The organism is Furfurilactobacillus milii, from assembly GCF_009864005.1.
In the GTDB taxonomy this organism is placed as follows: Bacteria; Bacillota; Bacilli; order Lactobacillales; family Lactobacillaceae; genus Furfurilactobacillus; species Furfurilactobacillus rossiae_B.
On record NZ_WEZQ01000005.1, the window covers coordinates 210,035 to 234,609 of the forward strand.

General features: G+C 41.8%; 28 protein-coding genes. 22 read left to right on the forward strand and 6 right to left on the reverse strand.

Annotated features, from left to right (window positions below; genetic code table 11):
• The first annotated feature begins 264 nt into the window (after positions 1–264).
• Entirely contained in the window at positions 265–1,545 is a 1,281-nt protein-coding gene (locus tag GB993_RS03765) for a tetratricopeptide repeat protein (RefSeq protein WP_161003151.1), read from the forward strand.
• Positions 1,546–1,617: 72 nt separating this feature from the next.
• Here GB993_RS03765 and GB993_RS03770 read toward each other — a convergent pair whose 3' ends face one another.
• Together GB993_RS03770 and GB993_RS03775 are read right to left on the reverse strand one after the other, a co-directional pair.
• Positions 1,618–2,451, reverse strand: coding sequence for a site-specific integrase (locus tag GB993_RS03770; protein ID WP_161003152.1), 834 nt, complete (start codon positions 2,449–2,451; stop codon positions 1,618–1,620).
• Positions 2,452–2,482: 31 nt separating this feature from the next.
• The gene (locus tag GB993_RS03775; RefSeq protein ID WP_161003153.1) at positions 2,483–3,358 is read right to left on the reverse strand and encodes a YitT family protein; all 876 of its coding nucleotides are present in this window, start codon (positions 3,356–3,358) and stop codon (positions 2,483–2,485) included.
• 133 nt (positions 3,359–3,491) lie between these two features.
• On the opposite strand from GB993_RS03775, the gene GB993_RS03780 reads away from it, so the two are divergent.
• The 4 genes from GB993_RS03780 (at position 3,492) to GB993_RS03795 (ending at position 8,252) form a co-directional block, all read left to right on the forward strand.
• A complete protein-coding gene (locus GB993_RS03780; protein ID WP_161003154.1) occupies positions 3,492–4,727 on the forward strand; it encodes a CCA tRNA nucleotidyltransferase in 1,236 nt (411 codons plus the stop codon).
• A gap of 63 nt (positions 4,728–4,790) precedes the next feature.
• Positions 4,791–6,707 carry an ABC-F family ATP-binding cassette domain-containing protein gene (locus tag GB993_RS03785; RefSeq protein WP_161003155.1) on the forward strand — a complete coding sequence of 639 codons (1,917 nt, stop codon included), beginning with the start codon at positions 4,791–4,793 and terminating at the stop codon, positions 6,705–6,707.
• Between the two features lie 63 nt (positions 6,708–6,770).
• Positions 6,771–7,721 carry a thymidylate synthase gene (locus GB993_RS03790; protein ID WP_161003156.1) on the forward strand — a complete coding sequence of 317 codons (951 nt, stop codon included), beginning with the start codon at positions 6,771–6,773 and terminating at the stop codon, positions 7,719–7,721.
• Between the two features lie 36 nt (positions 7,722–7,757).
• Positions 7,758–8,252 carry a dihydrofolate reductase gene (locus tag GB993_RS03795; RefSeq protein WP_161003157.1) on the forward strand — a complete coding sequence of 165 codons (495 nt, stop codon included), beginning with the start codon at positions 7,758–7,760 and terminating at the stop codon, positions 8,250–8,252.
• A gap of 75 nt (positions 8,253–8,327) precedes the next feature.
• On the opposite strand, the gene trhA is transcribed toward GB993_RS03795, so the two are convergent.
• Positions 8,328–8,969: a PAQR family membrane homeostasis protein TrhA gene (gene trhA, locus GB993_RS03800; protein WP_161003158.1), complete on the reverse strand. Its 642-nt coding sequence runs from the start codon at positions 8,967–8,969 to the stop codon at positions 8,328–8,330.
• A gap of 196 nt (positions 8,970–9,165) precedes the next feature.
• Between trhA and GB993_RS03805 the strand changes: the two genes are divergently transcribed.
• The 4 genes from GB993_RS03805 to GB993_RS03820 all read left to right on the forward strand — a co-directional run bounded on the left by GB993_RS03805 (position 9,166) and on the right by GB993_RS03820 (position 12,197).
• A complete protein-coding gene (locus GB993_RS03805; protein WP_161003159.1) occupies positions 9,166–10,008 on the forward strand; it encodes a DegV family protein in 843 nt (280 codons plus the stop codon).
• Positions 10,009–10,200: 192 nt separating this feature from the next.
• Positions 10,201–11,244 carry an SGNH/GDSL hydrolase family protein gene (locus tag GB993_RS03810; RefSeq protein ID WP_161003160.1) on the forward strand — a complete coding sequence of 348 codons (1,044 nt, stop codon included), beginning with the start codon at positions 10,201–10,203 and terminating at the stop codon, positions 11,242–11,244.
• A gap of 43 nt (positions 11,245–11,287) precedes the next feature.
• Positions 11,288–11,914, forward strand: coding sequence for a YpmS family protein (locus GB993_RS03815; RefSeq protein WP_161003161.1), 627 nt, complete (start codon positions 11,288–11,290; stop codon positions 11,912–11,914).
• 61 nt (positions 11,915–11,975) lie between these two features.
• Complete coding sequence (locus GB993_RS03820; protein ID WP_017261909.1) at positions 11,976–12,197, forward strand: YozE family protein; 222 nt, start codon at positions 11,976–11,978, stop codon at positions 12,195–12,197.
• 112 nt (positions 12,198–12,309) lie between these two features.
• On the opposite strand, the gene GB993_RS03825 is transcribed toward GB993_RS03820, so the two are convergent.
• Positions 12,310–12,627, reverse strand: a complete 318-nt coding sequence (locus GB993_RS03825) for a helix-turn-helix domain-containing protein (RefSeq protein WP_161003162.1) — start codon at positions 12,625–12,627, stop codon at positions 12,310–12,312.
• A 151-nt stretch (positions 12,628–12,778) separates the two neighbouring features.
• Here GB993_RS03825 and GB993_RS03830 point away from each other — a divergent pair, with 151 nt between their 5' ends.
• From GB993_RS03830 to GB993_RS03850, 5 genes are all read left to right on the forward strand, one after another.
• Positions 12,779–13,156, forward strand: a complete 378-nt coding sequence (locus GB993_RS03830; protein WP_161003163.1) for a hypothetical protein — start codon at positions 12,779–12,781, stop codon at positions 13,154–13,156.
• Between the two features lie 112 nt (positions 13,157–13,268).
• Positions 13,269–14,015: a hypothetical protein gene (locus tag GB993_RS03835; protein WP_161003164.1), complete on the forward strand. Its 747-nt coding sequence runs from the start codon at positions 13,269–13,271 to the stop codon at positions 14,013–14,015.
• Positions 14,016–14,220: 205 nt separating this feature from the next.
• A complete protein-coding gene (locus GB993_RS03840; RefSeq protein WP_161003165.1) occupies positions 14,221–14,790 on the forward strand; it encodes a hypothetical protein in 570 nt (189 codons plus the stop codon).
• A gap of 171 nt (positions 14,791–14,961) precedes the next feature.
• The gene (locus GB993_RS03845) at positions 14,962–15,501 is read left to right on the forward strand and encodes a hypothetical protein (RefSeq protein ID WP_161003166.1); all 540 of its coding nucleotides are present in this window, start codon (positions 14,962–14,964) and stop codon (positions 15,499–15,501) included.
• Positions 15,502–15,690: 189 nt separating this feature from the next.
• Positions 15,691–16,098 carry a hypothetical protein gene (locus GB993_RS03850; protein WP_161003167.1) on the forward strand — a complete coding sequence of 136 codons (408 nt, stop codon included), beginning with the start codon at positions 15,691–15,693 and terminating at the stop codon, positions 16,096–16,098.
• A 351-nt stretch (positions 16,099–16,449) separates the two neighbouring features.
• Here the strand turns inward: GB993_RS03850 and GB993_RS03855 are convergent, their stop codons facing one another.
• A complete protein-coding gene (locus tag GB993_RS03855; RefSeq protein ID WP_161003168.1) occupies positions 16,450–17,454 on the reverse strand; it encodes an NAD-dependent epimerase/dehydratase family protein in 1,005 nt (334 codons plus the stop codon).
• Positions 17,455–17,547: 93 nt separating this feature from the next.
• Between GB993_RS03855 and GB993_RS03860 the strand changes: the two genes are divergently transcribed.
• The 8 genes from GB993_RS03860 (at position 17,548) to GB993_RS03895 (ending at position 23,990) form a co-directional block, all read left to right on the forward strand.
• Positions 17,548–18,201, forward strand: a complete 654-nt coding sequence (locus GB993_RS03860; protein WP_161003169.1) for a TetR/AcrR family transcriptional regulator — start codon at positions 17,548–17,550, stop codon at positions 18,199–18,201.
• A gap of 130 nt (positions 18,202–18,331) precedes the next feature.
• Positions 18,332–18,682, forward strand: a complete 351-nt coding sequence (locus GB993_RS03865; RefSeq protein ID WP_161003170.1) for a hypothetical protein — start codon at positions 18,332–18,334, stop codon at positions 18,680–18,682.
• A gap of 208 nt (positions 18,683–18,890) precedes the next feature.
• A complete protein-coding gene (locus tag GB993_RS03870) occupies positions 18,891–19,778 on the forward strand; it encodes a LysR family transcriptional regulator (RefSeq protein ID WP_161003171.1) in 888 nt (295 codons plus the stop codon).
• A gap of 185 nt (positions 19,779–19,963) precedes the next feature.
• Positions 19,964–20,917 (forward strand): DMT family transporter, encoded by a 954-nt coding sequence (locus GB993_RS03875; RefSeq protein ID WP_347877342.1) that lies wholly within the window; start codon positions 19,964–19,966, stop codon positions 20,915–20,917.
• A 12-nt stretch (positions 20,918–20,929) separates the two neighbouring features.
• Entirely contained in the window at positions 20,930–21,577 is a 648-nt protein-coding gene (locus GB993_RS03880) for an NAD(P)H-binding protein (protein WP_161003172.1), read from the forward strand.
• A gap of 37 nt (positions 21,578–21,614) precedes the next feature.
• The gene (locus GB993_RS03885) at positions 21,615–22,280 is read left to right on the forward strand and encodes an NAD(P)-dependent oxidoreductase (RefSeq protein WP_238331595.1); all 666 of its coding nucleotides are present in this window, start codon (positions 21,615–21,617) and stop codon (positions 22,278–22,280) included.
• Between the two features lie 18 nt (positions 22,281–22,298).
• Positions 22,299–22,970 (forward strand): NAD(P)-dependent oxidoreductase, encoded by a 672-nt coding sequence (locus tag GB993_RS03890; protein WP_238331596.1) that lies wholly within the window; start codon positions 22,299–22,301, stop codon positions 22,968–22,970.
• A gap of 342 nt (positions 22,971–23,312) precedes the next feature.
• Positions 23,313–23,990, forward strand: a complete 678-nt coding sequence (locus tag GB993_RS03895; RefSeq protein WP_161003175.1) for a type 1 glutamine amidotransferase domain-containing protein — start codon at positions 23,313–23,315, stop codon at positions 23,988–23,990.
• A 166-nt stretch (positions 23,991–24,156) separates the two neighbouring features.
• Here GB993_RS03895 and GB993_RS03900 read toward each other — a convergent pair whose 3' ends face one another.
• A complete protein-coding gene (locus GB993_RS03900) occupies positions 24,157–24,372 on the reverse strand; it encodes a hypothetical protein (protein ID WP_017261897.1) in 216 nt (71 codons plus the stop codon).
• Positions 24,373–24,575: the final 203 nt, after the last annotated feature.

Consider the following 24,575-nt stretch of genomic DNA (forward strand, 5'->3'; position numbering starts at 1 on the left):
ACCGGAAACAGAGTTCCGTGAGGGCATGACTAAGGGGCGATTTATGCCTGCTTAGTCCATGCAGGACGATCTTGGAGACTTCGGTCTGTGAAGGCTCAAAGTCGAGGTTGAAGACTGCAAAGCAGGCTGAGACCGGTCCCAGGGAACAGCGTTTCTGGTCGACGCAACGATATAACGCAACACTATCAGTGCGTTTGCTGGTGTTAAATGCCGGATAAGGGTACAATGATATGTCGATATTAAGAATTATGAGGAGGCCGAAACATGAGTGAGACGGATAGTTATTCGGTTCAAATGCTCGATGCTTTGCAAAGCGGTCAGGTAGATAAATCAAATAAATTATTTGCGTGGGCATTACGTAAAGATGATGACGACACTTTGTATAATTTGGCTGAACAATTATATGGCCTAGGTTTCAATAAAAAGGCGCAACGGATCTATGAAAAATTATTAAAAGAGTATCCAGATGAGGACGAACTGAGAACGAGCTTGGCCGACATTGCGATTGACGAGGGTGACACGGACGCTGCAACTAATTATTTGGATGCCGTCTCGCCAGATTCTGATGCGTATTTACAAAGCCTGTTAGTGGCGGCTGACCTATATCAATCAGAGGAATTATTTGAAGTTAGCGAACAAAAATTGTTAACGGCAGAAAAAATTGCCCCAGATGAACCGGTGGTGTTATTCGCACTTGGTGAATTTTATTTCATGATGCGTGAATATCAAAAATCAATAAACTATTATTTGAATTTGATCAAACGTGGTATTCCAAAGATGGAAGACGTGGATTTGGTTTCCCGCATCGGGGTCGCTTATGCTAATTCAGGTAAATTTGAACAGGCGGTTGGTTATCTTGAGCAGATTCATACGGCTGATATGACACCGGACGTCCGTTTTCAACTTGGCTTTGTGTATACGCAACTTAAGGATAATCAAAAGGCGATTCACACATTTGAGCAGTTGCATGACGAGGATCCTTCGTATTCGTCACTGTATCCGTATCTTGCCCGTGCACTGTCTGATGATAATCAAGTTGAGGCAGCCTATAAGGTCGCTCAAGAGGGCTTAGGTGTCGATGAGTATAACCAGGACCTCTTTGGGTTAGCGGCGAATTTGGCGCTTAAACTGCAGGAAAATGAAGCTGCTGAGGACTACCTCAAACGTGGTTTAGCACTGGATCCTGATAATCAGACGCTCATGATCCAGTTGAGCAACTTGTATGTTCAGGCTCATCATGATGTAGCAAATGTGGATTTGGCAACTCAGTACGTTCAACGTGATCAAGTTGATCCACAAGTGTATTGGAATTTGGCGGTCTCTTACGTTCGTTTGGAAAAGAATGAAGAGGCGCAAACTTACTATGATGCAGCACGGCCTTACTTTGAAGACAATCCTGACTTTTTAAAGCCGGCATTCTTCTTCTACCGTGAGCAGGGTCAGCCCGAAGTTGCGGTTAATTTGCTGCGGAACTATCTAAAGTTGCAACCGGAGGACGAAGAAATGGTTGCAGCATTAGAAGATTACGAAGACCAAGGTTACTAAAAATAATTTAAAAAGCGATTCATCGAATGATGACACCTCAGCAGGTGGTCTCATGTTGATGAATCGCTTTTCTTATGCCTGAATCTGTTGCTGTAGTTCTTGATAATAACGCAAACTTTGTGGCGTCAATCGTAACGCCTGTGCGAGCGTTTGATTGTCGTCATGACGATGGCGTTGCAGATATACAATAATAAAGGCTTGGTGTAACGCACGCGGCGAAAGTGAGAATCCCAAGCGCTCTTCATCAGCGTCCAAGTACTTATGCAGCGCGGGTAAAGTCAGCTGGGGGTGTTCTAGGTCGAGGCGTTGTTTTAAAAATAGATCCTGTGATTGTTGCTTTGTTTGCAATGGCGCAATAAAACGCTGGTAGGCACGAATAAATTGCCGCTCAAACGGTTTCCATTGTAATGTGGCGAATGTTTTGTAAAAATCTGGTTGTAAAAATTCAGCAGCTGTAAATCCCTGATTAATGAGTAACAAACTGAGTCGTGTGTAAAAGCTCAATTGACCGTCTTCGACGATTTCACCAAGTTCATCCAGCCACTTGACCGTCACCTTGGTAGGCTTTGCCAATGTTTTACCGTGCATCGTTAAAGTTGGCAATTCTTGCATGAGGTGATGTCCAAAAGCCCATTTAAAGTAATTATTTAGGTGAGACAGCAACTTGTTGTAGGTGTTGGGATTAATCGTGTGGTGTGCTAGGCGATAGCTCAAATAATCTTGAACATCGTGCTCGAAGATATTGGTTAATTTCGGTGCTGTCGCAAAGCCAGTATTATTTTGCATCAAGTAATCAAAAAGGGCTCGTAAATCCCCGTGATACTGATTGATAGTGGTTGTTGCTAAACCACTTTGCTTTAAATGAGCTTCAAATTCTGTTTGGTACGGATACGCTTGATTAGTCATAAATGTCCTTTAAATACATGAGAATTGAAATTTAGAAAAGTGAACGACGTTTGACCACTTTATATGAGAAGCCTTCACCGATGTTTTGTTGCACGGGTAAGATTGACATAAAGGCATGATCGTCAATCCGTTCTACAATTCGTCGCATCGTTTGGACCTCTCGCGGGCTGATAACACAGTAGAGCATCTTTCGTGGCGTATTCGTAAAGCCACCCTCGGCGTCCAGATAAGTTACCCCACGTTGGAGTTCAGCGATGATGGCTGCTGCAATTTCCTCATTTTTGTCGCTCATAATCATAATGGCGCGAGCTGCATAGGCACCAGATTGGGTGAAGTTAACAATCTGGGTGAACACAAACGAGCACAATAACGTGTACATCATGTGCACAACGTCAATGTAGACCAATGACGCTGATAGCACTACGACATCCTGAATCAGAAGGCTGCGTCCCATCGGCACGCCACTTTGTTTTTCAAAAATGCGGGCAATGATGTCGGTACCACCCAGTGTGCCACCGGAACGATAAACTAGACCACAGCCGAAGCCACCCATAATGCCGGCCAAGGCACCAGCTATGAACAGGTCGTGGTGAATATTGATGGCAATGGGCATCCGTTGCCACACCCACAGCCATACAGATAGCATGGAAATGCCGAAAACGGTGTATACAAACGAACGTCGACCCAATAAACGCCAGCCGATCAATAACAATGGCACGTTGATGGCAAACGTAGTGTAAGCAGGATTCAAATTAAATAATGCCCGTAATATTAATGAAATTCCGGCAACACCACCGTCAGCTAACCTGTTCACAATATTAACGTAAACTAACCCAAAAGCGTATAGTGCTGCGCCCAGTGCAATAAATATGAAGTCGCGTAACCGCATCGTTTCATCTTGTCTCATTATGGCCCCCAATGATCCGTGAATATTTTACTATCACTAAAGATAGCAGACCAATTGAAGTTTAGCCATAGTGTATCAACGCCATATTTCTGCTAGAATGGGTGATAAATAGTTAATGAGGGGATGGCATAACATGCGTTTAGCACAATTGCCGCAAGAATTTGTGGGTGCACAACCCATTTTGGCAACGCTCGAAGCCGCTGGTTATGAAGCCTACTTTGTGGGTGGTTCAGTGAGAGACACAATTTTAGGCAAACCAATTCACGATGTGGACATTGCCACTAGTGCGTACCCAGAAGAAGTAAAGGCGTTATTCAAACGGACGGTAGATACCGGTATCGAACACGGCACCGTCATGATTCTGGATCATGGAACTGGCTATGAAACAACAACCTTCCGGACAGAATCTGGTTACCAAGATTATCGCCGGCCAGATAAAGTGACATTTGTTCGCCACTTGGAAGATGACCTTAAACGCCGCGATTTCACGATTAATGCGCTGGCTCTGCGTCAAGATGGCGAAGTTATTGATTTGTTCGACGGATTAAGTGACCTGAAAGCTGGCATTATCCGTGCCGTTGGTGATCCGGAAGCACGCTTTGGTGAAGATGCACTACGCATGATGCGCGCCGTTCGTTTTGCTAGTCAATTGAACTTTAAGATTGAAGATAAAACGTTGGCAGCCATTCACACGCACGCGCATTTATTGAGTCAAATTGCGGTTGAACGGATTCATGATGAGTTTGTGCGGATGATGCTAGGGACAGCAGCATATCGTGGCCTGTCTATGATGATTCAAACGACATTGGCAGACTATTGTCCTGGTTTGGTGGGGCATACGATCGATTTGTCCACGATTGCGACGGTACCGGCATTAGCACCTAAAGATGAAGTTGAGGTTTGGGCGATGGTGGCATTTCATTTAGGGCTGTCATATCCAGACACGGTGGAGTTCTTGCAAGCATGGAAGACAGCCAATCATATCATCAAGGCGGCCAATCAGGCGCTTCATTTGGCATATGCACAGCAGTATCATGGTGTTACCAAACAATTGCTATTTGCGATGACGCCAGACACAATCGCTGCAGGCACCAATGTTGCTCGCATGAGTGGCTATGGTCCAGACGATCCAAACGAGTGGCTGCGCGTTTATAATGAGCTACCAATCAAGGATTCGCATGACCTTGCGCTGAGTGGCGCTGACTTAATCAAAAAAGCCGGTTTAACACCTGGTCCTGCAGTTGGTGAAACCCTGCAAAAAGTTCAAAATGCCGTTATTGATGGTGAAATTAATAATGAGGCCGCAGAATTGTTGAAATATGTTCAGGACAAGATCCTGGCAAAGAACGACACCTCAACGAAAAAATGAGATTGCATCTGGCGCAAGTTACCAGTGACAACTGTTAGAGATAGGACGGACAAAAAATAAATCATGCAGACATTACGAGCAGAGGCATTAACGAGTGTCTACGGTGAAAAAACACTTTTTGATAAGATTTCCTTCTTAATTGGTGAAAATGACCGGATTGGCCTGATTGGCACAAATGGTAGTGGCAAAACATCTCTTTTGAATACGATTGCTGGTGTTGACCCGCAGGACTCTGGCACAATTGAAACACCAAATGATTACCGGATCAGTTATCTCCGGCAGATTCCTGACTTGGATGATTCATTATCCGTTATGGAAGCGGTGTTCGCCGGTGCACAGCCAGTATTCGCAACCATTCGTGAATACGAGCAAGCATTGGCCAAATACAGTTTGCACCCGGAAGATGAAAAGGCGTTAGCTCGTTACACTCGGGCTGAAGCAAAAATGAATCAGGAAGATGCTTGGTTGGCCGAAAGTAACGTCAAAACCATTTTGACGCAATTGCATATTACCGACCTGGATCAACAGGTTAAAACATTGTCTGGTGGTCAGCGTAAACGGGTAGGTTTAGCGCAAGTGCTGATTCAAGCGCCGGATTTGTTGTTGCTGGATGAACCTACGAACCACTTGGATTTTGATTCCATTGACTGGCTGGAAAAGTATTTGGCCAGTTATCGTGGTGCTGTTCTTGTCGTGACACATGACCGTTACTTTTTAGATGCCGTGGCAACGCGGATTTTTGAACTGTCGTTTGGACAGCTTTACGAATATCAAGGTAATTATCAGGCGTTTGTTGGGCAGAAAGCGGAACGCGTTGAGCATGAAGTGGAGGCCGACCGCAAACAGTCGCAGCTCTATAAAAAAGAGCTCGCATGGATGCGCACATCCCCGCAAGCCCGTAGTACAAAACAGCAGGCGCGAGTGAACCACTTCAATGACTTGAAGGACAATCTCAATACCTTACAGGTTGACCAGGATGTTGACATTAACCTAGGTCAGCAACGGTTGGGTAAGAAAGTGATCATTGCCAAACACGTTAATTTACAACTTGGCGATCATAAACTATTGAATGACTTCAACTTATTGATTCAAGCTGGTGATCGGATTGGGATTACCGGGGTTAATGGGGCCGGCAAGACTAGTTTGCTAAACGTGTTGGCACAACGTTTGCCGGTTGATAGTGGCACGGTTACGATCGGCGAGACCGTCAAACTTGCCTACTACACACAGCAAACTGAGCCAATTCCAGGTGATAAACGAGTCATCAGCTACCTGAACGAAGTAGCGGAGACCGTGACCGATAAAGATGGTAATGAGATTAGCACGACTAACCTGTTGGAGCAGTTCCTGTTTCCACGGTTTATGCATGGTACGTTAATCCGTAAATTGTCCGGTGGTGAAAAACGGCGACTGTACCTGTTGAAGTTACTGATGGAGCAGCCAAACGTACTCTTCCTAGATGAACCGACCAATGACCTGGATATTGGAACGTTGACTGTCCTTGAAGATTACCTCAGCAAGTTTGCTGGCACCGTTATCACGGTCTCACATGATCGTTACTTCTTGGATAAGGTTGCTGACCAGTTACTTGTATTTGATGGGCATGGCAAAATTGATCATTTTATTGGTCAATTTAGCGATTACCTGCAACAGCAGGCACAGTCTGAGACACGTCAACATGAAGAAAAAACATCAACAAGTGAGTCATCTACTAAACAAGATGAAGCTGACATGACCGATGAACCCCAAACGAAGACTAAACATAAGTTAACTTATGCGGAACAAAAAGAATGGGATGTCATCGAAGGCAAAATCGATGATCTTGAGCAACAAAAATCAGCAATTAGTACTCAGATGAATGAGAACGGCGCCGACTATGGTAAATTGGCCGATTTGCAAAAACAGTTTGAAGAGACTGATTCGGAACTGACCAAAGCCATGGAACGCTGGGATTATTTAAGTCAGTTTGTTTCTGAATAAAAATGTTTTATTTTAATTATCATGACATTAACGCTTAGGCATCAGGTGAAAGGAAGCAAAGATATGCTGGAAGACGCGTATTTACAACTGGAACGATATGTTTATGAACATGGTACGGTTAAGTCGGATCGGACTGGCACAGGAACTAAGTCAACGTTCGGTTACCAAATGCGGTTTGATTTAAACGAGGGCTTTCCGTTATTGACGACCAAAAAAGTGCCGTTTGGGCTCATAAAAAGTGAGCTACTCTGGTTCTTGCATGGCGACACTAACATTCGGTTCTTGCTCGAACACAAGAATCATATTTGGGACGAATGGGCCTTTCAACGCTATATTGACAGTGCGGATTACAAGGGACCTGACATGACCGATTTTGGTCGCCGCAGCTTGGTCGACCCGGAATTTAATGAACGTTATCAAACAGAAAAAAAGCATTTTGACGATCAGATTTTGCATGATGATACGTTTGCTAAACAATATGGTGAGCTCGGTCTAGTGTACGGTGCGCAATGGCGCAAATGGAAGACGTCCACGGGTGAAACAATTGACCAACTAGGAAATGTCATCAATATGATCAAACAGCATCCAGATTCACGGCGGTTGATTGTGTCGGCATGGAATCCAGAAGATGTGCCAACCATGGCCTTGCCACCGTGTCATACACTGTTTCAATTCTATGTTGCAGATGGCAAGTTGTCCTGTCAGTTGTACCAACGTTCAGGTGATATCTTTTTAGGCGTGCCGTTTAACATTGCCAGTTACGCTTTGTTAACCTCGATGATCGCGAAAGAATGTCATTTACAAGTGGGTGAGTTCGTTCATACGCTTGGGGATGCACATATTTATCTCAATCATTTGGACCAGGTTAAGGAGCAGCTGTCCCGGACTCCGAGAAAAGCCCCAACATTATGGCTCAATGATGAAAAAGACAGTATCTTTGATTACGACATGCACGACATTAAGGTTAAGGATTACGATCCATTGCCAGCAATTAAGGCCCCCGTTGCCGTTTAGACGCATGACTAACTTTTGACAGGAAGTGACTGTGTTTTGCTTACATTAATTTGGGCTGAAGATCAGCATCATCTAATTGGTCGAAACGGCCAGTTACCATGGCATTTACCGGCCGATGCCCGTTACTTTCGTCAACAGACGACGGGCAACGCGGTAATTATGGGCAAACGGACGTTTGAGTCGTTAGGCAAACCGTTACCAAACCGAAAGAACCTTGTGTTGTCGTCAACTTTATCTGAACAGCCGGGAATTTTGTTGTTTCCCATTTTAGCTGAATTAGCTAATTGGATCACGCATCATCCAGATGATCAGTTGTTTGTGATTGGCGGTGTTCGTTTATATAAAGAACTGATGCCAATGGCAGATCGGTTGCTAGTTACAAAAATTGACGCGACGTTTGACGGTGATACTTATATGCCAGCAGTCAACTTAGATGATTGGACACTGCAATCCACTGAGAAGCATGAAGCTGACGATAAGAATCGGTGGCCGTACGCGTTTCTAACGTATGTTCGTCGTCCACACGCCTAACTAAATAAAAATGCTATGTAAGCGTCACACATCCGATTGATGGTGAATCTTACATAGCATTTTTTGTCGGCGCACTTAAGCGTAAAACAAGATCGAGAAATACATGAGGGCCGAACCAAACATAACAAATAGGTGCCAAATGACGTGACCAAACGGAATTTGTTTGAAACTGTAAATAATCGCGCCAACTGTGAATGCCACACCACCACTGACGAGCAACCAAAAACCGGTAAGCCCTAGGCCGTGATACAACTGGGGAAAGGCGAATAGACACATCCAACCCATGACGACGTAAATAACTGTAGAGACAATGTTGAACCGGCCTAACCAAATAGATTTGTAGACAATGCCGGCAATCGCCATGACCCAGATAACACTGAGAATGACCCATCCCCGAACGCCTCGAATAACCAATAGACTGTACGGCGTATACGTGCCAGCAATTAACAAGTAAATGGCACTGTGGTCAAACACCTGAAAGACGTGTTTCGCCTTTGTAAACACGAGGGCGTGAAACAAGGTCGACGATAGATAGAATAAGATTAAAATACTGCCATAGATCGTAAACGTCACGACTCGCAAAGAAGAACCAGTGTGGACGGCGCGAATAATTAAGATCACCAGACCTGCAATGGCCAGTCCAAATCCAATTCCGTGAGTGATCGCATTAAAAACTTCGTTGACGATGGTATATGTACGTGAATGCTGTTGCTGCATGTTAAAACTCCTAACAGTTCGGTGGGTTTCCGTAGTTGTTTGCGAAAGTATAAAATCGGCAAAGAAACCCGCTGTTTTATGAAATTAGTGGCAAAGTTTGTTATACTTGTAACACTTATTCATTCATGCTCTACATTGTAGCATGCTCATTCAAAACAGTGCAGAGTGGATTTTAGAAAGCGTGGGATTTCGAGCTATGGCTAATGTAAAAATTGTAACTGACTCATCAGCTGGTTTAACCGAGGATGAAATTAAAGAGCATCACATTAACATCGTCCCACTGTCAGTTATGATTGATGGTACCGTGTACGTGGAACGGGAAACCATCACCAATGAACAATTTATGGAAAAAATGATCGATGCAGATACGTTGCCTAAGACGAGTCAACCGCCTTTGGGAAAATTTGTCGACTTATTTGACGAACTAGGTAAGGATGGTTCAGAGGTTGTTTGCATTACGATGATGGAATCAATTTCGGGAACTGTTGATGCTGCGCGTCAGGCTGCACAACTAACGTCTACACACGTTAAAGTTGTAGATTCGCAAACGACCGACCGGGGCTTGGCTTTCCAAGTGTTGGCTGCTGCTGAGGCTGCAGAAAACGGAGCTACCCCTGATGAAATTGTGGCTAAAACGATTGAAGTTCGTGACCACTCACGTTTGTTCATGGGTGTGATTAAACTGGATAATCTAGTTGCAGGTGGTCGTATTAGCCGTGCTGCTGGGTTGGTATCTAATTTGTTGAACATCAAAATTGGTTTAGAAGTGATTAACGGCAAGATTGAAGTTACCACGAAAGGTCGTGGCATGAAGACCATTACCAAGTTTTTGGACATGGCCTATGGAGAGATGCAAAAGGCTGGTCATATTGCTAGTATCGGTGTTTCCCATGCTGGTGCGCCAGAAACAGCCGAAAAAATTGCTAGTCACGTTCATGAGCTGTTTCCTAACGTACCGGTCGTTGTTCGACAAACGGTGCCGATCATTGCAACGCATGCAGGTCAAGGTGCCTTTGCATTAATGTATTACACAGACTAAACAGCATCATCGAAATTATTAGTACTGTTTATCCAGGCCAGTTATTTCTTCTGGTCAACTAATTGTCAGTAAAACGAGTTGGTTGAGCCTGATTCCCGGTGGTTTCGGAAATTAGCCCTCAACTTTTTTATTAGTTAGCAAACGTCAAAAAATCAATTGATCATAAGATTGACTGATAGAAAGGAGCGATCAATGAAATTTTTTAAATGGTGGATTAGAGCTTTGCTAGTTGTTGCCATTGTGGTGGCACTTGGGGCAACCTGGTGGCTTTATCAAAGCAGTCATGAGACAATGCAACCGCAACGGCGTACACAACCAAGTCAGTTAGCACCTAACGTTAACAGAAAAGCGTCTTCAAAGGACAGTTCGAGTAGTAAGAGTTCGAGCAAGTCACATAAACAAACGACTAACAAGTCAAAAAGTAAGACGGCTGCCAAACGTAAAAAGGTAACCGTTGTGGCCCTCGGAGATTCTCTGACGCAGGGTGTCGGTGATCAGGCTAAGGACGGCGGCTACGTTGGTCAAATTAAAACGAAATTAACCGACAAAGATCAGTTAAACGTAACGACCCATAACTATGGAAAAGCCGGCGATCGTTCCGACCAAATTTTGAAGCGATTAAATCAGTCGGCAGCAATGCAAAAACAGGTTGCTAATGCAGATGCCATTACGATGACAGTCGGTGGTAACGACTTGATGCAAGGATTACAAACGGCTACTCTGTCTGGTAAATCCACTGTGACCCAGATGGATGCCGTCGTTGCAGCAACTCAACAGAAGTATGCCACAAAGCTCCTGAGTCTTCTGACGGCAGTTCGTAACTTAAATACAAATGCGCCAATCTTTTTATTCAGTATTTACAACCCGGTTTACGTTTATTTTGCCAACGTGGATCAACTAAATACTTATATCACCGGCTTTAACCAGGTCACAAAAACAACGGCTAACAATATCAGTAAATTATATTTCATGAATATTAACGAACGCCTTTCGTACGGTCAATATGATACTGTTGCAAAGCGGTCTGCTTTGGCTGCCAAGGATGCTAAGGCAAATAATAACAATAGTTTTGACGGTCAAAATGTCGAAAAGGCGCTAGTCGGCGGTTCTACTGGTGAATTGAATGATTATTTATCGTCGGCAGATCATTTCCACCCGAACCATTTGGGATATTCAAAAATGACTGCCACGCTGTATAAGACGATGCAGGATCATCAGTCCTGGATGCCCAAATAAATTTTTGACCATTTTCACCGCAACGGAGGTTCAATAAATCAGTATGCAAACAAGGCAGGATGTTAAACCAAAACACCAACGCAACTGGTGGAAAATCACTGCAATCACGTTAATTAGTCTCATTGTGATTGCCGGGATCTGGGTCGGTGTTGAAGCAACAAAGCCGATGCCGGAGCCTGCTGAGGTAACTCGCCCAGTGCAGCAATCAAATGCCACATTTCAGGTGCAGCTTAATACTAAACAGGTGAATGCACTTGCAGATTACTACATTAACAATACGAAAGATAATAAGTATCACTATCGTTTTGTGATTAATAAACACGCAATGCTATACGGGACAACCAAATTTCTAGGTGTTAAACTAACGTACGGATTGATTATGGATCCTAGTGTTACCAAATCTGGTAATGTTAAACTCCATGCCTCTAGAATGGCAATTGGACGGCTTCAACTGCCTGTACATTTCGTGATGGGATTTGTCGCTCGTCATTACAAATTTCCAAAGGGTGTCAGTGCCAACGCTAAAACAGACACGGTGCTATTGGATTTGCATAAGATGGGACCACGTCGTTCTTTAGCCATCCGAGCTGAAACATTAGACGTGAACAGCGGCACATACATTTTCAAAGCAGGTATTCCCAAGGCTCAGTTTGATAAAGAAGTTAAATAAGCAAGATGATACTTCCATCGGGCTTCAGCAATTAAACAGATCAAATGAAAGGAACACTATCATGCGACGTAGTTTTTACCAGTACCTAATGACGCAACGCAATGCAGAAAGTTATGAACCAGTTGCTCAATTTGCTAATAATGCATTTTTAGACCAAGCTTTTCCCAAACAGTCTCAGAACTTTGACGATGTGTCCCGCTACCTTGAATTAAATGGTAACTATCTGCAAAGTATGGATGTGTTCGACGAAGCCTGGCATATGTATCAGGAATCGGAATTATAGAGTGTACAATTAATACGAAAATAATTTATTCAAAATGAAAAGGTGCCGCTCAAGTTTGATAACTTTGAGTGGCACCTTTTTTTGATTTTGTGACCTGAATTGAATTCGAAATCTAAGCGTCTGTGTTGTTAATAGTGCGGTTTGCTTTTTCAATCAGCGAAACAAATTGTAAGACACTTTCCATTTGTTTGTCGGTTAGTCCACCCATTTTAAAAGGCAGATCGTCAGAAATACCGAGTAAATAATCTGAAGATGTATCCAGAATATCGCAAATTTTTACGAAGGTTTCTAGAGACGGATAGGATAATCCTTGCTCGTAAGCTGATACTGTTCCTTTGCTAACTACTAATCGTTTCGATAAGTCCATTTGTGTCATTCGTTTTGATTTCCGAACTGATTTGAGCCTTTGACCAAAAAAATCTATATGCATTAATTTTACCCTCCGTTCAGGGTAGCAAACAAATGTATGCAAAATAATGGTACTTAGTACAGCTTATATTGATATTTTTGATTTGATTTGCTAATATTACCGGTATAGCATGTCGCTATAATTAGTAGCTAACACCTAAGGGGAGAACAACATGGAAAATTTAGTAGCAAAGGCCAAGAAGAGACCTTCATTAGTAGCCGGTATTGTTGTCATTATTCTGGTTATTATCACTATTGTCGTAGTATCAAGGCCAAAAAGATTGAGTGGTACATATTCACATACAACAGATTTGCTTATCGCTAAAAGCACTGACCGTTTGACTTTCGAGGGAAATCAAGTCATAGAAAATGAAGGACAAGATTACGAGAATAAAGGGACTTATCAAATAAAAGGGGATCAATTGAAAATGACCATAAAGGGTAGCACACTGTCCGCAACTCTTTCATCCGATAAGAATTCATTTACTGTAAACTCGAGTTCAGGTCTTGAAGGATTACTTGCAGGCACAACTTACAAGAAAAATAATTAATGTTTTGGCTCTACAAGCTTCTATCCATTTTTAACTATTGTGACATGTGTTGAACAGAATTAAAGAACATCACTGAATACTTTAGTCAAGTCAGAAACTAGTGAGGAAAATAATGTCTGAAAACAATTTACCAGCAAACCTGAACTTATTTAACTATGCGGAAACACCTGATTTTGATAGCTGGGACAAAGGTGCGACTGCAAACGAAGAATACGAGCAGTCAATGAAAAGTAATAAAATGTGGCGCCGAATCCGGCCGTTTGCGATGTGGGCTGCAATCTTTTTTGGCATGGGTGCATTTGGCCAGTCTACAGTTTTGGGAATTTTAGTTTGGGTAATTGCAATACTTTTAGCAAAACGTAGCTTAGCTGGTCACATGCTGGATAACGCAGAAAATGACGCCAATGCAAAACTAAGAGAAATACAAGGTGAACACGCTGAATTATGTGCCAACAACGTTGCCAAAAAGTTAATGATCGGGCAATGGTCATGGTTTCGATCTGGTCGTGAAGCGTTAATTTATAGTGGTGAACGATTTGCATATTTGAATGCGGCTCAAGGTTCCTTAGTTGCTTACAACAATACGAATATAAAGGAGGTTACTCGTGAACGGTTACATACTGGTACACATACTGATTCAAGTTCGAACACTGTAGGCGGTGGTACAGAGATCGGTAATAGTGGCATTGCTGTTGGTGGCGCTAAGACAAATACATCATCTGATACTACCGACTTTTATGAGTGGCACTTCGATATTCTGACTGATTTTTTAACATATCCGAAAGTTTCTTTTGTTTTGGCAGACAGCCCTAATACGGAAGATTTGATTGGTGAAGCCTATGCTATCTTAAAACCTTAAAATATGGCAAATAATTAATCTACAAGCTTAACACTGACATGTTTAGTCCTTGAAAAGGCCTCAATTCTTTTCAAATTTAGTTGAAACAAAAAAGGAGTCTACCATGAAAAAGTCTATTGCTCTAGGCGTCATTTTTTTTAGCGCTCTTATGCTGAGTGCGTGCAGTAACAGCAGCTCAAAAAGCACCAATGAAAAATCGAATTCAATGTCTGAAGTAAAAAACAATTCAAAGTCTAGTTCGGTACAAAAAGTATCTTCCGACCCGGAGGAACAAAGTTCTAGTGAAGATAATTCTTCTAGTGAGTCCTCATCCTCTGACACAAACACCAAATCTAGCGAACTAGACTTTACCAGAATTACAGATGGCAATTTTAATGGGCTTTCCTATAACTGGCAGGAAGTGGCAGTTGCTGGAACAGGATTACATGGTGGTCAGGGTCTCCAGTGGTCTCAAGATCCAGCCGATTTAACTAATCATTTAAACATTAGGGACGACCAAATTAGTGATGGGTCAATCAGATTGGACAAGATTGGCATAGAACAGGATGGTAATGATCTCGACGTCGTTTATAGCGAGCAACATGGTGTTTTAACCGCAGCAATAAAAGATGATGAAGTTGAAGACGCTGTTCACAATGCAACTGTTAAATTTTATCCAAAGGATGTTTCAATCGATTCTCAGTTTAACAACGGCGTTAAAGATGATACTTCGACAGACAGAATTGTCTTTTGGACCAGCAATAATAGTTACACGGAAATTTTTGCACACAAGTAGATGTGAAACCTCGCTTTAAAGAACATTTTATTTGCTGAGTAGGGGGATTTTCATACTTTTTCTGTTTCGCCGACAATGCCATTTGTACAAACAATCAGAATCTCTAAAACTGTTCGTCATGTTGTATTAGATGAAAAAAACTTGATATTTAAATCTCACTAGGAGTGTATGATGAGTAAAAAGATTGCATTAGTGGTAACGATACTAAGCACATTTGTGCTCGCTTCTTGTTCCAATAATGACGTTAAGAGTAAGAGTGCTATACAGAATAGCTCTACTGTTAGTAGTTCCAAAGCGAGCCATTCTTCACATTCAACTACCACACAAAGGAAAAGCTATCCAAAAGCCAGCTCCCAAAGCAAAGTGTTGAAAGCAAATTACCAGAACTTTTTGTCAAATCTCAAGGATGTTTCTGTTGATTCTTATTACAAGGTGGCCCAAGCCTCTTATGATCCAGACTCAAGAACGCTACATTTACTCATGGCTGCAGGGCCAGAGTATGAACATGGTGATGAACTAAAAGATTCTATTGATCAAGCACTCAAAGCTGGCAACGAATTTATTAAAGAATATAGTCCGATGCCACAAGACACTAAGCCAATTTTGGTCCAGGCCGAAGACACAAACGGTAAGCCATATGGTCATTCAAGTAATCTTGGTTCATTTGAGTACGATGTAGATGTTACCAACTCAGAAAATGAGAATGAATAGAAATGGTAATGACTTCTAAAATTCGGCAATTTTTTCGCGACTATCAAGAATATGTTACTGTGGCAAGAATCGATTCAATTCGTGCTAATAATATGGCGCATTCGTAGGCGACCTTTTTTAAACAATAAAAATTTGTAAACTATTTTCAGACATCGAAGCCTAAGATTGTAGGATTAAGGAAAGAAAAATATGAAAACTAAAAAAATCTCGATTGTAATAATTGTTGTTATTGCCGTTGCAACAGTCGGTATGGGTATATACAATGCAATTTCGAAAGGATTGAACGCCACTTACACCAATATAAGAGGCGTTCAAAGAGCTGCAAGTGGCCTTGGCACGCAGAAAACAACAATCATACTCGATGGATTCAACTACACGGAAAAGATTGAAAATAAGTTTAAAAGTCCAGTAACAAAGCAAATAACCAGTCGTCAGTACCATGCTTATCATGGTACGTTCACAACGAGCAAAGATGCCAGTGGCACTACCATTAAATTCAAGGGTAGGATGAGCGACGAAAGCAAAACAGCAGTCATTAGCAACGATGGTGAAAAAATGTTAACTCAGTATGGACTTAAACTAAATCAGCAGAAATAAAAAGTGAATTCGTTAGAAATTTTCACATGGCTGATCTTTTGTCTTCCGCTTGTTAGAAATACCATTACGTGACTGCTTAAATGATATTTTCATGTACTTAGCGACAACATGATTAGCAAAAAGGCTTACTTATTGGTAAGCCTTTTTGCGTGGTGTTCCACTAACTGCAATGCTTCTATTAGAAAATCAGATAAAACAAATAGTGGAGTGATTTGAACCTGATATGAATATGAAAGGGTCAGTTCCACCAAAGAGATTATAGAAACGCAGCTAATATAATTACTTAGTTTAATTCAGAAATCTCATAAATCATTTTTTTATTCAATTTAGACGTGGAAAATTGAATCCCACTTATTTTTTCACCAAACCAAGTTCAATCAGTCGATTAGCAGCATCAATGACCGTTTGCTGTGGCTTATATTGCTGCCATCCGAGGTCATTTTCTGCGGCGGCCGCAGTATGGTGATAATGACGATTAAGCATTGGAACCAGTGATCGCAAACTAGGGATAAATTTGGCCAGCAGTCGTGTGGCCCAGTTTGGCAAAGCGCGGACGTGTAGATGAAGTGAAGGGAATGCGGATTGATAAATTTTGCCCACTTCTAACATGGTTAGTGTTTGCGATGAGCCAATATAACGTTTGCCAATTGCCTGTGGCTTTTCAAACGCCAAACGATGTAGGCGCGCCAAGTCGCGAACATCACTGATTTCCAAAGGTACTTTTGGCAGAGCTGGTTGACCCTTCAGCAATTGTAAAAGGATCCCGTTCGAACTTAGATTGCTGGTAATAACTGGGCCAAAAATTGCGCCTGGTAAGATTGTTGTTAGTTCGATATTATGATCTTGAGCAAATGTCCAAGCTGCTTGTTCAGCCTTCACTTTTGAAATTCGATAAGGATCTAGTTCAGGATTATTTAGATCCGTCCAGAAGCTTTCATCAAAGGTACCAGTGGCGGTGCTGAGTGGAGTTGCAGCGGCTTGTGAACTTGTCATGACCACGCGGGTGATGCCTGCGTTTTTCGCTGCTTGTAAAACGTTCAGGACGCCGCCCTTAGCGACACTGACTAGTTCTTCTGTTGATTCCGTGCCGTTTCCTAAGGGAGATGCGACGTGAATGACACCGTCAGCATTTTTCATTCCCATTTTCCAACCATCTATACTTGTTAAATCTGCCTTAAAGAAGGATAAATTAGCGAGCTCTTCCGCTGGTACATACTGGCTCATTGACTCACGGATACCATCCGCTTTTGTTAGTGAGCGTAAACTAGCGCTAACCGCATACTGGTGGTTTAACAGTTCAACAATGACCCAAGTTGCGACAAAACCCGATCCACCTGATACAACAATTTTTTTCATTTTAAAAAACCTCGTTATTTATTCTAGACAAATAATACGTCATATTGTCTAAAATGTAAACAAGTGTTATTATTTTTGTTGAGGTAAGGAATTATGATTAATAAAAGGGACTTAACGATTAAATTGAATCATGTCATCCTAATTGAGGGTTTTCAAAAAATGTCAATGGGCAAACTAGCATCAGCAATCGATGTTAGTCGTGCAACACTGTATTCGTATTTTGAAAATAAAGAAGAAATTGTTCAAGCTGTTGTGGCACGCTACCTTCAATTTATTTCTGATCGCCCAATACCTAACGCATTTACGCCAGACACATTTGCGACTGTTTGGTTGAACTCATTATTACTAATGGGATCAACGACAGATCGATTTAATAATGACTTACAGCATGGTTATCCTGACCTGGCGTATCAGTTAAGAGCTGCTGAGCACGATTATTTTCAGAGGTTGTTAAGCTACGTTGAACAGGCACAGCAAGAAGACTTTATTGAACCAACTTACGATCCAAATTTTGCCCTTTTTCAAGCAAATTCTTTAACGCAGTCAATCATTCAGCAGGTAAGAAGTAAGGCGATCACGTTGGATCTGGCAGAACGCTACTTAAAGGATGGCATTAATTTTAGCTTTGCAGGGCTATTGACTTCGACGGCAAAAGAGCATTTCGATATTCAGACTATTAAACCGTTTGAAGCAGTAATTCTGTCGGAATTTCGAAAAACTTATTCACTGATTGAATCCGAACCGTAAATGGATAAGCGCCTCAAAAAACGTTCGATACAGTTTCAGCAACTCATTGCATTGTCGTCTGTTACAACGGATTTAAACGGTGGCGAGATATATACAGGTTTATCATGATGAAATTAAAAGGAGGAATTTGATGGTAATTGGACCCTTGTCTGAATGGGTAATTGCGTTTGCAGAGATTTTAGCTGTTTGTGTTGCACTTTTTCTGCCTTACTATACGGCGCACAGAGCCTCAAAAGCACGACAAAAAAAGTTTGCGGCTAGTATCGTTCATTTGACTGAAGTGGCTGAAACAGGCGATGTAACCGCGAGAAAAGAACTGTCTGGCTTTTTGAATGTCGGTTTTCTAATCAGCAACAATAGCAAAGAACAAGAACTGATCACCACAGGGATGGAAATTTTGCGTTTGCTGGACAGCCCCATTACGCCGGCAGATAAAGAAGAAATCAAACGACTGTTAGCGGGCATTCAAAAGTTTATGTAGGATGACTTTTTATGCGAATTGGCGCGGATACTTAAATCAGCCGTCAATGTGTCGACTTGACTCTTTTACTGGAAACAATATCAGAATTGCTTTAATTTTCACACTCGTAATTTTAGCGTATTATCAATGAGAATGGTTATTCGTAAGATAACGAGTACTGCACAAGATAGAAAATGAACTTGAGTTTAGTTGATGGGGAGACGGGTCAATGTTTAGACAAATGGAATGTTTTGTCGCGGTGGTCGAGAATCACAGCTTTACTAAGGCAGCGGAACAATTAAACATGTCGCAGTCTGCCCTGTCTCAAAGAATTAAGGAGTTGTCAGAAACTAACCATCTTAATTTGATCGAACGAGAAGGCCGTGGCTTCAAAGTAACGGAAGCAGGGGAGTTTTTCTATCGCCATTGCCGAGGAATATTAGAAAATGTGACACAGCTAGTCGCAGAGACACAGGAAATCGAGCGGCAACAAAATGCTAGTTACACTCTTCGGTTGGGATATTTACGCAAGTTTGGCTCACAAGAATTTTTACAGGCGGTAGCTCATTTTTCTAAAGAATTTCCCAAGGTCAATGTTCGCATTCATAGTGGTTCCTACCAAGAACTCTTTGATTTAATCAGGGACGATCAGATTGATTTAAACTTCTCGGACCAACGGCATGCGCTCTCAAATGTTTATCGGAATGAATTTTTAACCAGTGCGTCTTACATGGTGGTCCTGGCTCCGACTATGTTTGCTAAACAAAGTGACGTGATTGACACAACTGAGCTGATAGATACGCCATGTATTTTGGTGGCTGGTGCAGACGAATTTGAGTCCGAACAGCAATACTATCGTGAAATCTTGGGAATCAGAAGTGAGTTTCGCATTGCCAAAAGCTTTGGCGAGGCACAAATGTTGGCCACTGCTGGGCAAGGTTATGTAGTTGTTAATAGTCGAACCGCTAGCTCAGTTGATACCAGTGTTAATAAAGTTGTTAAGTTGATTGATCATGGACGTGATTTAACCCAGCGGTATTACGCTTACTGGAAAGCAACAAATTCAGGATTTTATATTGAAACATTTGTCGAACTCTTAAAAGCACAATTTCAATAAAATGTTTGATTCTCACATCTCTCATTTGATGTGGGAATTTTTTTGTCTTTCGGCTGAAATGACTTGTCACGAGAGTGAATCCCTAATTAATCGGAAAAACCGATTAATTAGAGGCTGAATTCGAATTGGTTTAATAGGTGCAACCCACTAACATAGAGTCTGTAAATGAGAGAGGAAGTGATGCAGTGCTGCTTCTACTATTTCCAGTTCTAATGGGAGCTGGATTAGCAATGCAAACGGCTGTAAATTCAAAATTGCAGAGTTTTACACACTCAGCGTATTTGGCATCAGGTGTTTCATTCTTAATTGCTTGGCTTTTTTTACTACTACTGAGTATTGGAACTCACCAATCATTGACGATTCCAGTATCAGTTTTGATTCATAATCCGCTTTGGCTATGGTTGGGCGGTCTGTTCGGTGCCATTGCACTAACCGGAAATGTCATTCTTTTCCAGAAAATTGGCAGTTTGCAGACAACGGTTTTGCCAATCATGGGACAAATTATGATGAGCGTTTTGATCGATCAATTTGGATTATTCAAGTCACCAAACAATCCCATTATGGTGTCTAAAATATTCGGGTTAGTATTGATTGTAGCGGGCGTGGTAATGTCGTTAGGGGTATTGGATACCTGGCAGGGGAAAATTGAACAAGAAGCAATGGCGGCTGAAAAAAGGTCCTCAACAATCTGGTATCAACTTTTTGCGGTTGCCGCCGGTGGGATGATGGCAATGCAAACCGCAATCAATGGTACGCTCGGCGTCGTTTTAAAATCGCCAATTCATGCGGCGTTTGTTTCTTTTTCAATCGGAGTTTTCCTCTTACTATTGGTCAACGTCGTTATATCAACTCACTTTTCTGAGGTTCGTTTGGCTGTTCAGCAAGGCAAACATTATTGGTGGATTTGGATTGGCGGTATAATTGGGGCCCTTTATATCCTCGGGAGTTCATGGCTAGTACCACTTATTGGAACTGGACAGGTCGTCATTTTGGCGTTATTCGGCCAGTTATGTTTCAGCGCATTAATCGAACATTTTGGTCTGCTCGAGTCTGTTTCAGTCCGTGTCACACGGTCGAAAGCAATTGGCCTGACCGTGATGTTTATCGGTGTTTTAGTTGTTAAATTCGTAAAATTTTAAGGAGAAAATATCATGAAAAACGTGTTAATTCTCGGTGCATCTGGCACCATTGCTACTTTAGTTGAACAATTTTTGATTGACGAGCCCCAGGTTCGAATGACACTGCTTGTGCGACATCCAGAACGACTTGCCACGGAATTTCAGAATGATGCCCGTGTCCAAGTTGTTGTCGCTGACGTTGTTAAAGATTACGATGCTTTAGTTAATGCCATGCGCGACCAAGACATGGTATACGCTAATCTGTATGGTCAAAATCTCGGCCAACAGGCAAAGTCGGTGGTTAAGGCAATGAACGAAACTCATCTGAAACGGATTGTTTGGGTTTCTGCAAATGGCATTTACAATGAAATTCCTGGTAAATATGGTAAATGGAATGCCCAAATGCTTGGAAGTACACTAGACGCTTATGCTGCCGGGGCTAAAGCAATTGAGTCCTCAAAATTAGACTACACGATCGTGCGGCCAGCCTGGTTCTCAGACAAACCAGCGATAAATTACGAGTTAACTCAAAAAGGCCAGCCGTTCAAAGGCACTGAAGTTTCGAGACGTAGTGTTGCAGCTTATATTGCCTCAGTCATTCTTGACCCCAAACAGGCTGTTAAGCAATCTGTTGGTATTAATGAACCTGATACGGCTGGTGACAAGCCAAGTTTTTATTGATCCGTCAGTATTGAAGGGAAGTCTTTAGTTGAAAGTCATGATTTTGGGCGCATACGGTAAAATTGGTCGATTAATTGCCGAAAAGGCGCATCAGCAACAGTGGGAAGTAACAGCAGTCGTTCACAAGGTTCATCCCCGAATCAAACTTCAGGCAGAGGATTTGATTGTTAAAGATGTGACAAAACTGACAGTTCAAGATGTTGAAAATTTTGATATCGTTGTAGATGCAACGGGTGGCTGGCGTTCTGGCACGGCAAATGTCGTTTACGACAGTGTTGCCCATCTAACGCAGCTTTTAGACGATGGGCAAACGCGATACATTAAAATTGGCGGGGCTAATACGCTGTATATCAATCGCGATCACAGTAGTCAATTACAAACGTTACCGAGTTACTATCCTGCGAAGTATCAGTTTCTGTGTCGTGTTCACACTAAAGCACTGGCGCTTTTAAGAACTTACTCAAATATTCCGTGGACATACGTCACTCCGCCTGTGAATTTTATTCCCGCAGGCCCAGAAACAGGAACTTATCAGGTTGGAGCGGAGGAATTTAAGGCAAATCTGCAGGGGGACGATGGCATAAATGATTATATTAGTTACGCTGACTTTGCTAACGGCGTAATCGATTTGATTAAACAAAATAATTACGTGCGTCAACGCATTACACTTTTTAGTGGCGATTTACCTAAACAAGATAAATGAGGTGATTGGTTGAAAATAATGGTCATTGGTGCATTTGGACATGCGGGTTCGTTAATTATGCGTGAGGCCCTAAAACGTGGCCATCAAGTCATCGGCATTGCTCATCGACCACACAACGGGTTTGATCAAACCAATATTATGATTAAGGATATGCTCGATTTAAACCGGAATGATATTCAAGGAGTCGATGCCATCGTTGATGCGGTCGGCGCTTGGACACCAGCAACGGAGATGGTGCATTATCAAGGTTTGTTGCACATTATCGAGCTGATTAAAAGTACGCCGATTCATTATTTAAAAGTTGGTGGCGCCAACACATTGTATATTGATAAAGCACATCAACATACTTTACAAGAATTACCTTTTTACTATCCGGACTATATGCAAGATCTTTGTGCGGCTCACACAGAGGGGCTGAGAATATTACGTACTTTCTCAAACGTTAATTGGACCTATGTCACGCCAACGTTTAATTTCGATCCAACACGGCGAGCAACGGGAAATTATCGTGTAGCTGGTGAAGAATTCACGCCAGCCGCATCACTAAATCCTGATGATGGCCGTAATGATTACATTACCTATGCGGATTATGCAAAAGGGATGCTAGATATTATTGAAAATCGAAGTTATATTCGCCAACGAATTACTTTAGTTAGCGGTGACAATCCGGTCTTTACCCAACGTTACTGAAGGTAGGTAACTTCATGTAAAATCGTTAATGCGTTTCCTACTAAAATAAGCGTAAACAAGTCACTTATTGGCGTTCTAACAATAATTTTTGATTAAAGAATAAACCATATGTAAGTACTCGATTCAAATAAGCATAATCATTGTTCTAATGAATAATGGTTATGTTTTTTTAGTAGCACTGTTTTGTTTAAACCTTCATGCCTAAGGAACGTGGGCTGGGAGATAAAGCAGTCGTGATGCTGCAAACTTGAAGGACGCCGATAACAAGTTAATGGAGTAAAATACGTTTAACATGGAAGATATAAATCACATTTGTTGTGGGAACGGAGGAACATGTAAACGATGAAAAAAATCTTAATTGTTGAAACTAACGTCACGCGTTATCAAGGTACCAAGGATCCAACCGGCCTCTGGTTAGGTGAAGCCGCAGAATTCGTTGATGAAATGAACAAGGCAAAAATTGCTGTCGATTATGTTAGCCCCAAAGGCGGGTTCGTGCCTCTTGATCCACGAAGCATGAAGTATACTGATGAATCAATCATGGCTGTTTATGAATCTCCGGATTTTGTGCACCGCGCACTGACAAATACGCTTCGACCAAACGAAGTGAACCCAGATGATTATGTGGCAATCTATTACACCGGTGGTCATGGCGTAATGTGGGATTTTCCGAACAATGATGAGTTGCAACACTTGGCTTTGGCCATTTATGATCAGGGCGGATACGTCACTTCAGTTTGTCATGGAATTGCCGGATTGCTTAACATCAAGGACGATCAGGGACAGTACTTGATTGCAGGAAAGACGGTTACAGGTTTTACTCATGCTGAAGAAATTATTGCTGGCAAACAGTCAGTTGTGCCCTTTCTTAATCAAAAAGTGGCTGAAGAACGGGGCGCTTCATTTTCAAAAAAGCGTGCTTATAGTGAATACGCGGTCAAAGATGGTCGATTGCTAACTGGTCAAAATCCATTTTCCGTGAGAGCGGTGGCTAAATTGTTGCTTAAGGAGATTCAATAACGCATTTTACTGTCTCAGCGAGAATGTAATTAACAGATGAGAATAATGATCTAATAATCATGTCGTAAAAATTCTGAGATTTTTATTTAATTGCAAAGACACCTCATTCCATTTTTAGGGATGAGGTGTCTTTGCGCAAGTGTACGTTACATGCTTTTTTCTTGCATTAGCTAACTCTCAAATAATTTGTGGCACCTTTGCTAACATATTTTTCATGTGTTTGAGCTATCCATGTATCAAAAGCCTGCTGAAACTGAACTAATCGTTCTGGATCGGTTTTGGCGATTTGATAGAAGGGCAATTCAGAAAGGTGAAAGTTTTTGCCCCGCTCGATAGAAAGAAGCTGCGTTAACCAACGCTGATTGCTATTTGGTGATGTCATTTCATTTGCCTCCATGCGTAAGCGATTAAATAAATTATACGAATGTATGTTCGTGTAGTCAATATAGAAATTTAAAAACAAATTTTTCAAGGTTTTAGTCTGATATTTTGTAAACATTTGAGTCGATTTTAAAACGATCAAAATTATTGTAAACAAGTTGCTTTAGGCAGGCGGCATTTTGTTTAGTTGAAAAGCACTTACAG